Genomic DNA, 10703 nt, shown 5'->3' with positions numbered 1-10703 from the left:
TTCATAGTGTTTCGGTGGTTATAGCGTTAGGGAAACGCCCGGTTACATTCCGAACCCGGAAGCTAAGCCTTTCAGCGCCGATGGTACTGCAGGGGGGACCCTGTGGGAGAGTAGGACGCCGCCGAACAAATTTTCATGACAGCCCCGTTGGGAACCTCGGTTCCCAACGGGGCTGTTTTGCGTTGTACTACAGGTCACCCGGTGTTCATATTGTGTGGGCACGATGCGGGACATGGGGACTCCTGCGGATGAGCTGCGACGCGAGTTGACTGAGTCGGGCGTAGGCCCTGGCGACGAGGTGATCGTGCCGTCCTATGGCACGCCCGACGCGGCCGAAGCCGCCCTACTGGTCGGCGCCCGCCCGGTGTTCGTGGACATGGACGCCGACACCTTCTGCATCTCGCCGGCGGCGGTCGCCGCGGCCGTCACCTCCCGAACCGCCGCCGTGGTGCCGGTGCACACCTTCGGCCATCCGGCTGATATGCCGAGCCTCCTGGAGATCGGAGCCCGGCACGGACTGCGGGTCATCGGGTACGGCGGGGTCGAGGAGCCGGCCGGTGAGACCATCCGGCGCCAGGCCAACGCGGCCTATCTGGACGGGAAGCTGCGCGGGGTGCTCACCCCGCGGGTCGCGCTCGGAGTGGAACACACCTACCAGCAGTACGTGGTGCGGGTGCCCGGCAACGGGCGGCCCGACCGGGACGCGTTCGCCCGTGCCCTGCGCTCCCGCGGTGTGGCCTGCCACGTTCCCGTACCCACGCCGGTGCACCGCACCCAGCGGTTCTGGCGGGACCTGCGGCTGCCGGCCACCGAGCGGGCCGCTGACGAGTGCCTGGCCCTGCCGGTCGACGCGGGCATGTCCCGGCGGGAGTTGCAGCGGGTGGTGTCGGCCTGCAACGCGCTGGGCGGACTGCTCAGGTCGGTCGCCTGAACCGGTGGCGGGGCACGCGTTTTGGAGCGCACGGAAGTTCGGGTATGATCTATTCCGTTGCCACAGCGCAGCAGGCCCCAATAGCTCAGTCGGCAGAGCGTCTCCATGGTAAGGAGAAGGTCTACGGTTCGATTCCGTATTGGGGCTCTTGACGAAGAAAAGGCTCCCGCCGTTCGGCGGGAGCCTTTCTCGTATACGGAACACCCGGTGGGTGTGGGCGGGGCCGGGCCCCGCCCACACCCTCAGGACTCCGAGGGCAGCGTCTGAGGAACCCGCATCGCCAGGATGGCCATGTCGTCCGAGGGCGGATCGGGTGCGAACCGCTCCACGGCCCGCAGCACCCGGGCGGCCACCGCACCCGCGGTGAGGCCGGTGCAGGTGGTCAGCACCTCGGTCAGTCCGTCGTCGCCCAGCATCCGGCTGTCCTCCCGGCGCTCGGTGACGCCGTCCGTGACGCACAGCAGCACATCGCCCGGGTCCAGGGTCACCGTCTGCTCGTACAGCTCCAGGTCCTCCATCACGCCCGGCAGGGGCTGCGGTTCGGCCGCGGCCGTCACGCTGCCGTCGGGACGCAGCCGCAGTGGCAGCGGATGCCCGGCGCAGACCACCTTCAGGCGGGCGCTGCCATCGTCCTGCGGCCGCAACTCGCCGTACAGCAGGGTCAGGAAGCGGCTGCGGGCGCCCTCGTCGAGGATCGCCGCGTTGAGGCGCTCCAGTACGGCGGGACCACCGAGGCCCTCTCGGGCCAGCAGCCGCAGCGCGTGCCGCGCCAGACCGGTCACCGCGGCCGCCTCGGGGCCGGTGCCGCACACATCCCCGATGGCGAAGCCGTAGGCGCCGTCGCCGATCGGGAAGAGGTCGTAGAAGTCGCCGCCCACCTCGTTTCCCTCGCCGGCGGCGCGGTAGATCACCTCCACCTCGACCCCGGGGACCTCCGGCAGCTCCGGGGGCAGCAGACTGCGCTGCAGCGACTGGCTGATCGCGGTGCGCTCGGAGTAGAGGCGGGCGTTGTCCAGCGCGAGCGCGGCCCGCCGGGACAGGTCCTCGGCCAACTCCAGGATCTCCTGGCGGAAGTGCTCGTCGGTCGGCTTGCCCAGGGTCAGCATGCCGATGGCCCGGTTGCGGGCCACCAGTGGCAGGACGACGGTCTCCCCGCCGACCGCGGAGGCGGTGGCCAGCGAGGCGCCCGGCCCCGACGAGGGGCGGGCCGAGTCGCCCAGGTTGAGGCTGCGCAGGGTGGTGCGGAGCGCGGCGGCCTGGGCGGCCTCGGTGGGAGCCGTCCACACCCGGGCGCCGGGAGTGAGCACCGCCTCCGGCGGACTCACCTTGGACAGCAGCGCCTTGAGCCCGTCGATGCGGTCCTCGTCCTCGTGCAGCACATAGCTCAGCTCGGGGTCGGAGGTCGGGTCCGCGATGGTGTACACGGCGCACCAGGTGGCCAGGGTGGGGACGGTCATCTGGGCCATCAGCGCCAGCGTCTGGTCGCGGTCCAGGGTGCCGGCGAGCAGGTCCGAGGCCTCCACCAGGAAGGAGAGCGAGCCGCGGCGCAGCCGCTCCAACTCGGTGAGCCGGGCGGACTCGACGGCCAGCGCGATGCGGTCGGCCGCGAACTGGAGCCGCAGCGCCTCCTCGTTGCTGTAGCGGCCGGGCATCTCGGCGGCGACCCCGAGCGAGCCGGTGAGCCGGCCCTCGACCTTCAGCGGGACGGTGACCACCGAGCGCATACCGGTGTTGGCCAGCAGCGGCACCGCGCCCGGCACCACGCCGAGGTCCTCGTGCACCGCCGGCATCCGGGCGGAGCCGTACCGTCCGGTCCCGGCCTCCACCGGCACCCGGGCGAAGCGCTGGCGGGCGGAGGGCAGCCCGGTGGAGGCGCGTACCTCCAACTCGGTCTCGTCGTCGGTGGCCAGCAGCAGATAGGCCGCGTCGCCATCCAGCATGTCCCGGGCGCGCTCCACCGTGCGCTGCAGCAGCCCGTCCAGGTCGTCCGGTGCCGGCGAGCCGATGAACACCTCGAAGGCGTCGGGCGGCGCGCCCCGGTCCTGGTGGCGGCCGGAGTCGGGCGCGGGGACGCGTACCGGGCTCTGCAGCACCGCCCGCTCGTGGTCGCGGACGAGCAGGCACACCGTGGACGGGGCGCCGGCGGCGTCGCGCACCCGCAGGTGGGAGGCGTACACGACCACCACGCGGCGGTCGGCGCAGGTGATGCCGTACGAGCCCTCCCAGCGCGAGAGCTGGAGCGCCTCGGCGATCCCGGTGCCGGTGCTGGGGGTGTGCGGCCAGGCCGCGAGATCGGCGAACGGAGTGCCGACGATCTGCTCCGGACGGTGGCCGAAGAGGTCCTGGGCGTCCTCGTTCCAGGCGCTGACCAGGCCCGAGCCGTCGATCTGCACCACGGCCACCCGCACCCGGGTGTCGGTGACCGGCAGGGCCTCGGCGGGCAGCGCCGGACCGGCCGAGCGGGTACCCGCCGGGCGGTCCGGGAAGTCCAGCTGGAACCACACCTGCTTGCGAGCGGCGCTGTACTCCACTCCCCAGCGGGCGGCGAGCGCGGCGCACAGCAGCAGACCCCGGCCGCCCTCGCGGTCCGGGGAGCCGTAGTTGCGCCCGGTGTCCTCCAGCGGCAGCTCGCGCTCCGGGTAGCGGTCGGAGACCTCGATCCGTACGCCGCCCTCCGACCGGACGCAGCTGACCTCGGCGGAGGTGCCCGCGTGGACCACCGCGTTGGTGACCAGCTCGCTGGTGAGCACCACCGCGTCGTCGACGATGTCGGCGAGCCCCCAGCCCTGCAGGGTGTCCCGGACGAAGGCACGGGCGGCGGCGACCGAGCGCCCCACCGGTTCGAAGGTGGCGGCAGCCCGCGCGGTGATCACAGGTCTCCTCATATCTGTCTCGGCGATCTGCTCACCCATTGTGCAGCGCCCCTCCATGCCTAGCCGGATGCCAGGTTACTTACCTCATCTGGCCGCGCGAATGCCGGTGCGAACGTGTTTCCACCCTGAGAGTGCCCCCTGGAGGTGTGTGATGCTGCCGAACTGTTATGGCCTGGTACGGCCGGGGTGAAACACTGGGAAGCTCGGAGTAGAACCCGGCGAGGACGGTCGACCTGCGGGAGGGACACGGTGGAGTCTGGCGCGGCGGCGCGGGGCAGGAGCACGCGCGCGAAGGGCGGACGGCCCCAGGCCAAACAGCGTGGTGGGACGACCGAGGTGGAGGCGGCGACGCTCAATCGGCTGCTGAGCGTGCTCACGGCGATGCGGGACGGCAACTTCCGCAAACGGATGGCGGTCTCCGGCGACGGGGTGATGGCCGAGATCGCCGATGTGTACAACGACATCGCCGAGCGCAACCTCCAGCTCACCGGGGAACTCGCACGGGTGCGGCGGATGGTCGGCCGGGAGGGCAAGCTCACCGAGCGGCTGGAGCACGGCCCCTGCGAGGGCGCCTGGGCCGCCGCCATCGACGCGGCCAACGACCTGGTCGACGATCTGGCGCGGCCGGTGTCCGAGGTGGGCCGGGTGCTCTCCGCGGTGGCCGAGGGCGACCTGGAGCAGCGGATGGACCTGCGCTCCCAGAAGGTCGACAGCACCTCGCCGCACCCGATGCGCGGTGAGTTCCTCAAGGTCGGCCGGACCGTCAACGGGCTGGTGGACCAGTTGTCGGCGTTCACCGACGAGGTGACCCGGGTGGCCCGCGAGGTGGGCACCGAGGGCAAGCTCGGCGGCCAGGCCCGGGTCCGAGGCATGTCCGGTTCCTGGAAGGACCTGACCGACTCGGTCAACACGATGGCGTCCCGGCTCACCGCCCAGGTGCGTGACATCGCTCACGTCACCACGGCGGTGGCGAAGGGCGATCTGTCCCGCAAGGTCACGGTGCACGTGGACGGCGAGATGCTGGAGCTGAAGAACACCGTCAACACGATGGTGGACCAGCTCTCCTCGTTCGCGGCCGAGGTGACCCGGGTGGCCCGGGAGGTGGGCACCGAGGGGGAGCTCGGCGGGCAGGCGCAGGTGCCGGGCGTGGACGGCGTGTGGAAGGACCTGACCGACTCGGTCAACCTGATGGCGGGCAACCTCACCGCCCAGGTGCGCGGGATCGCCCAGGTCACCACGGCGGTGGCCAACGGCGACCTGTCGCAGAAGGTGACGGTGAGCGCGCGCGGCGAGATCGCCCAGCTCGCCGAGACCATCAACACCATGACCGAGACGCTGCGCACCTTCGCCGACGAGGTGACCCGGGTGGCCAGCGAGGTGGGCGCCGAGGGCCTGCTGGGCGGCCAGGCGCAGGTGCCCGGCGCGGCCGGCATCTGGAAGGGCCTGACCGACTCGGTGAACACCGCCTTCCGCAACCTCACCGCCCAGGTGCGGGACATCGCGCAGGTGACCACGGCGGTGGCCAACGGCGACCTGTCGCAGAAGGTCACCGTCGACGTGGCCGGTGAGATGCTGGAGTTGAAGAACACCGTGAACACCATGGTGGACCAGCTCCAGGCGTTCGGCGCCGAAGTGACCCGGGTGGCCCGGGAGATCGGGGCCGAGGGCGAGCTGGGCGGTCAGGCGCAGGTGCCGGGCGCGGCCGGTACCTGGAAGGACCTCACCGACTCGGTGAACACCGCCTTCCGCAACCTCACCGGGCAGGTGCGCAACATCGCCGAGGTGACCACGGCGGTGGCCAACGGCGATCTGTCGCAGAAGGTCACCGTGGATGTCTCCGGCGAGATGCTGGAGCTCAAGAACACCGTGAACACCATGGTGGACCAGCTCTCCTCGTTCGCCGACCAGGTCACCAGGATGGCCCGGGACGTGGGTACAGAGGGTCGGCTGGGCGGTCAGGCGCAGGTGCCCGGGGTGGCCGGGGTGTGGCGCGACCTCACCGACTCCGTCAACTTCATGGCCGGCAACCTCACCCAGCAGGTGCGCAACATCGCGCAGGTGACCACGGCGGTGGCGCGCGGCGACCTCTCGCAGAAGATCGAGGTCGACGCCCGGGGCGAGATCCTGGAGCTGAAGAACACCATCAACACGATGGTGGACCAGCTCTCCGACTTCGCCGAGCAGGTGACCCGGGTGGCCCGCGAGGTGGGTACCGAGGGCCGGCTGGGCGGTCAGGCGCAGGTGCCCGGGGTGGCCGGGGTGTGGCGCGACCTCACCGACTCGGTGAACGGCATGGCGGGCAACCTCACCGCCCAGGTGCGCAACATCGCGCAGGTCGCCACGGCGGTGGCGCGCGGTGACCTGTCGCAGAAGATCGGCGTGGACGCCCGGGGCGAGATCCTGGAGCTGAAGAACACCCTCAACACGATGGTCGACCAGCTGTCGTCCTTCGCGGAGCAGGTCACCGCGGTGGCCCGCCAGGTGGGCACCGAGGGCATCCTGGGCGGCCAGGCCGAGGTGCAGGGCGTCTCCGGCACCTGGAAGGACCTCACCCAGTCCGTCAACGGCATGGCGAACAACCTGACCTCCCAGGTGCGCAACATCGCCGAGGTGACCACCGCGGTGGCCAAGGGCGATCTGTCCAAGAAGATCACCGTGGATGCCCGGGGCGAGATCCTCGAACTGGTCACCACCGTCAACACGATGGTGGACCAGCTGTCGGACTTCGCCGAGCAGGTGACCCGGGTGGCCCGCGAGGTGGGCACCGAGGGCAAGCTCGGCGGCCAGGCCCGGGTGCAGGGGGTCACCGGCATCTGGGAGGACCTGTCCAACAACGTGAACCTGATGGCCAGCAACCTGACCAACCAGGTGCGGAACATCTCGCACGTGGCGACCGCGGTGGCCAACGGCGACCTGACCAAGAAGGTCACCGTGGAGGCGCGCGGCGAGGTCGCCCAGCTCGCCGACACCGTCAACACCATGGTGACCACCCTGTCCTCGTTCGCGGACGAGGTGACCCGGGTGGCGCGCGAGGTGGGCACCGAGGGCATCCTGGGCGGCCAGGCGCGCGTCCCCGGCGTCTCGGGCACCTGGATGGGCCTCACCGAATCGGTCAACTCGATGGCCAACAACCTGACCGGGCAGGTCCGCAACATCGCGATGGTCACCACCGCGATCGCCAACGGTGATCTGACCAAGAAGATCGACATCGACGCGCGCGGCGAGATCCTGGAGCTCAAGACCACCATCAACACCATGGTCGACCGGCTCTCCTCGTTCGCCGAGGAGGTCACCCGGGTGGCCCGTGAGGTGGGTACCGAGGGGCAGCTGGGCGGCCAGGCCCGGGTGCGGGACGTGGCCGGCACCTGGCAGGACCTGACCGAGTCGGTGAACGAGATGGCCGGCAACCTGACCCGTCAGGTGCGCGCCATCTCCGAGGTGGCCACGGCGGTGACCCGCGGCGACCTCAATCTGAAGATCGACGCGGACGCGGCCGGCGAGATCCTGAAACTCCAGGACAACATCAACACGATGATCGCCAACCTGCGCGAGACCACCCTGGCCAACAAGGAGCAGGACTGGCTCAAGGGCAACCTGGCCCGGATCTCGGGCCTGATGCAGGGCCGCCGGGAGCTGGAGGACGACCGCCCGGCGGGCGGCGAGGGCTCGTACGAGCTGAACCTGATCGGCAGCTACGGCTACGCCAAGGGCTCCATGCCTACCTCCTTCAAGCCGGGCGAGACGCTGATCGGCACCGCCGCGGAGGAGAAGCGCACCATCCTGGTGGAGAACGTGCCGCCGGGCTACCTCAAGATCGCCTCCGGGCTCGGCGAGGCGGCCCCGGCGCATGTGATCGTGCTGCCGGTGCTCTTCGAGGGCAAGGTGCTCGGTGTGATCGAGCTGGCCTCCTTCCAGCCGTTCGCCCAGATCCAGAAGGACTTCCTCAACCAGATCGCCGAGATGATCGGCACCAGCGTCAACACCATCAACGTCAACACCAAGACCGAGGTGCTGCTGCGGCAGTCGCAGGAGCTCGCCGGGCAGCTGCGCGAGCGCTCCGCCGAACTGGAGAACCGGCAGCGGGCGTTGGAGGCCTCCAACACGGAGCTGGAGGAGAAGTCCGAGCGGCTGGCGCGCCAGAACCGGGACATCGAGGTGAAGAACACCGAGATCGAGGAGGCCCGGCAGGTGCTGGAGGAGCGCGCCGAGCAGCTCGCGGTCTCCATGCGCTACAAGTCGGAGTTCCTCGCGAACATGTCGCACGAGCTGCGCACGCCGCTCAACTCGCTGCTCATCCTGGCCAAGCTGCTCGCCGACAACGCGGACGGCAACCTCTCGCCCAAGCAGGTGGAGTTCGCCGAGACCATCCACGGAGCCGGCTCCGATCTGCTCCAGCTCATCAACGACATCCTGGACCTGTCGAAGGTCGAGGCCGGCAAGATGGACGTCAGCCCGACCCGGATCGCGCTGGTCCAGCTCGTGGACTACGTGGAGGCCACCTTCCGGCCGCTCACCGCGGAGAAGGGCCTGGACTTCTCGGTACGGGTCTCCCCGGAGCTGCCCGCCACCTTGCACACCGACGAGCAGCGGCTGCTCCAGGTGCTGCGCAACCTGCTGTCCAACGCGGTGAAGTTCACCGACAGCGGCGCGGTGGAGCTGGTCATCCGGCCGGCCGGCGCCGACGCGCCGGACGCCATCCGGGAGCAGCTGCTGGAGCACGGGGCGCTGAGCGATCCGGACGCCGACATGATCGCCTTCTCGGTCACCGACACCGGGATCGGCATCGCGGCCAGCAAGATGCGAGTGATCTTCGAGGCGTTCAAGCAGGCCGACGGCACCACCAGTCGCAAGTACGGCGGTACCGGGCTCGGACTGTCCATCAGCCGGGAGATCGCGCGGCTGCTGGGCGGTGAGATCCACGCGGCCAGCGAACCGGGCCGCGGCTCCACCTTCACCCTGTACCTCCCGCTGCACCCCAGCGAGCTGCCCCCGCAGGGCTATCCCGAGCTCGCCTCCCCCAGTGCCCCGGTGGACGCCGGCGAGGCGGCGCTGGAGGCCGTCGAGCCGATCCTGGAGGAGCCCGAGCCGCTTCCGCGCCCGGGCTCCACCCTCGGCGAGCCGCCCCGGTCGGTCGGCGCCGCGGGGCTGTTCCGGCGGCGGCAGCGGGCCGCCCAGGAGTCCCAGGAGGAGGTCCGGGGCCACACCGCCGAGCCGTGGCTGGTGGGCGGCCAGGACCTGGTGGCGGCCGAGTCGGGCGGCGCCTTCCACGGCGAGAAGGTGCTGATCGTCGACGACGACATCCGCAATGTCTTCGCGCTCACCAGCGTGCTGGAGCAGCACGGGCTCCAGGTGCTCTACGCGGAGAACGGCCGCGAGGGCATCGAGGTGCTGGAGCAGCACGACGATGTGGTGCTGGTGCTGATGGACATCATGATGCCCGAGATGGACGGCTACGCGACCACCGCGGCGATCCGCCGGATGCCGCAGTTCGCGGGGCTGCCGATCATCGCGCTCACCGCCAAGGCCATGAAGGGCGATCGGGAGAAGAGCATCGAATCCGGCGCGTCGGACTATGTGACCAAGCCGGTGGACACCGATCATCTCCTCGTGGTCATGCGGCACTGGATGGGGCTGGAGTGACCGACGGGGTGTCATAGTCCTTCGGCAGTTGACAGACTGTGCCGGGGCGCGGGTGGGCACGTGCGGTATGCCGGGAACCTTCTGGTCTCCTACCGCGTTTCCGCTACGTGCGCAGTGACATCGTGGTGACAGGGTGTGGCGATAGGCGGGGTGCGGCTACCATGACCGGCACAAGGACGGGCGGCGCGAGGGAGTCGTCCCCTGGGGCGGCGATCGACGCCTCCCCGAGCTCTTCGAGCAGGGGAGGCCCCATGCCAGGGCGAGGAGGACGGTCGGCCATGGTGCAGAAGGCCAAGATCCTCCTGGTCGATGACCGGCCGGAGAATCTGCTGGCGCTGGAGGCCATCCTCTCCGCGCTCGATCAGACCCTGGTGCGGGCATCGTCAGGGGAAGAGGCGCTCAAGGCGCTGCTCACGGACGACTTCGCGGTCATCCTGCTGGACGTGCAGATGCCGGGCATGGACGGGTTCGAGACCGCGGCGCACATCAAGCGGCGGGAGCGGACCCGGGACATCCCGATCATCTTCCTCACCGCGATCAACCACGGGCCGCACCACACCTTCCGCGGTTACGCGGCGGGTGCGGTGGACTACATCTCCAAGCCCTTCGACCCGTGGGTGCTGCGGGCCAAGGTCTCGGTCTTCGTCGAGCTCTACATGAAGAACTGCCAGTTGCGCGAGCAGGCCGCGCTGCTGCGCCTCCGGTTGGAGAACAACCAGCCGGAGGCGGGCAGCAGGGAGTCCGCGGGGCTGCTGGCCGAGCTGTCGGCCCGGCTGGCGGCCGTGGAGGAGCAGGCCGAGGCGCTCACCAAGCAACTGGACGAGTCCGCGGACGCCGCCGCCGTGGCCACCGCGGCCCATCTGGAGCGCAAGCTGACCGGATTGCGCCGCGCCTTGGACGCCCTGGAGCCGGGGGCCGGCAGCAACGCCGGACAGGTGCCCTCGCAGAGCTGAGCCTGACTGGCTGTCACCAGGCCCGCCGGGCACCCGGAACCGGGCCGATGGCGCGTTGCCGGAAGCGGCGGGCATGCGTGCCCCGTACGGCGGACGCGGGTAATCTCGCCCCATGGCCTCACGTACGTCCGGCAAGGGTTCCCAGAGCGCGGCGGGCCCCTCGAAGCAGCGTGCGGGAGGGGCCGCGGGCGCCGGGAAGCCCGCGGCGAAGAAGGCGGCGGCCAGGAAGCCGCCCGCCAAGAAGTCCGCCGCGCCCGCGCGGAAGGCACCGGCCAAGAAGGCCGCCGCCAAGGCGGCCCCCCCGCC

At 70.6% G+C, this 10703-nt stretch carries 5 protein-coding genes, 1 tRNA gene and 1 rRNA gene; 6 read left to right on the top strand and 1 reads right to left on the bottom strand.

All coding sequences use genetic code 11. From position 1 onward, the window contains the following. Positions 1–10: 10 nt before the first annotated feature. From rrf to E4099_RS21930, 3 genes are all read left to right on the top strand, one after another. Positions 11–127: ribosomal RNA gene (rrf, locus tag E4099_RS21940) — 5S ribosomal RNA — on the top strand. Between the two features lie 105 nt (positions 128–232). After that, positions 233–931 carry a DegT/DnrJ/EryC1/StrS family aminotransferase gene (locus E4099_RS21935; protein WP_245245073.1) on the top strand — a complete coding sequence of 233 codons (699 nt, stop codon included), beginning with the start codon at positions 233–235 and terminating at the stop codon, positions 929–931. Between the two features lie 74 nt (positions 932–1005). Continuing rightward, positions 1006–1078 (top strand) — tRNA-Thr (locus E4099_RS21930). Positions 1079–1173: 95 nt separating this feature from the next. On the opposite strand, the gene E4099_RS21925 is transcribed toward E4099_RS21930, so the two are convergent. Beyond that, positions 1174–3804, bottom strand: coding sequence for a SpoIIE family protein phosphatase (locus tag E4099_RS21925; RefSeq protein ID WP_135340823.1), 2631 nt, complete (start codon positions 3802–3804; stop codon positions 1174–1176). Between the two features lie 249 nt (positions 3805–4053). Between E4099_RS21925 and E4099_RS21920 the strand changes: the two genes are divergently transcribed. The 3 genes from E4099_RS21920 to E4099_RS21910 form a co-directional block, all read left to right on the top strand. Beyond that, complete coding sequence (locus E4099_RS21920; RefSeq protein ID WP_135340821.1) at positions 4054–9444, top strand: HAMP domain-containing protein; 5391 nt, start codon at positions 4054–4056, stop codon at positions 9442–9444. Between the two features lie 278 nt (positions 9445–9722). Further along, the gene (locus tag E4099_RS21915) at positions 9723–10397 is read left to right on the top strand and encodes a response regulator (protein WP_135340820.1); all 675 of its coding nucleotides are present in this window, start codon (positions 9723–9725) and stop codon (positions 10395–10397) included. Positions 10398–10509: 112 nt separating this feature from the next. Further along, on the top strand, positions 10510–10703 hold a 194-nt coding region (locus E4099_RS21910), incomplete at its 3' end, for a hypothetical protein (protein WP_209446689.1).

Source organism: Streptomyces palmae, from assembly GCF_004684805.1.
GTDB classification, from domain to species: Bacteria; Actinomycetota; Actinomycetes; order Streptomycetales; family Streptomycetaceae; genus Streptomyces; species Streptomyces palmae.
The sequence above is the reverse complement of the archived record's forward strand: the minus strand, read 5'-3'. Positions and strand labels throughout refer to the sequence as shown.

What these genes read in the sequence shown, in the direction of transcription:
- E4099_RS21935 (WP_245245073.1), top strand. Translation starts at nt 233, where the DNA reads ATGGGGACTCCTGCGGATGAGCTGCGACGCGAGTTGACTGAGTCGGGC.
- E4099_RS21915 (WP_135340820.1), top strand. Translation starts at nt 9,723, where the DNA reads ATGGTGCAGAAGGCCAAGATCCTCCTGGTCGATGACCGGCCGGAGAAT.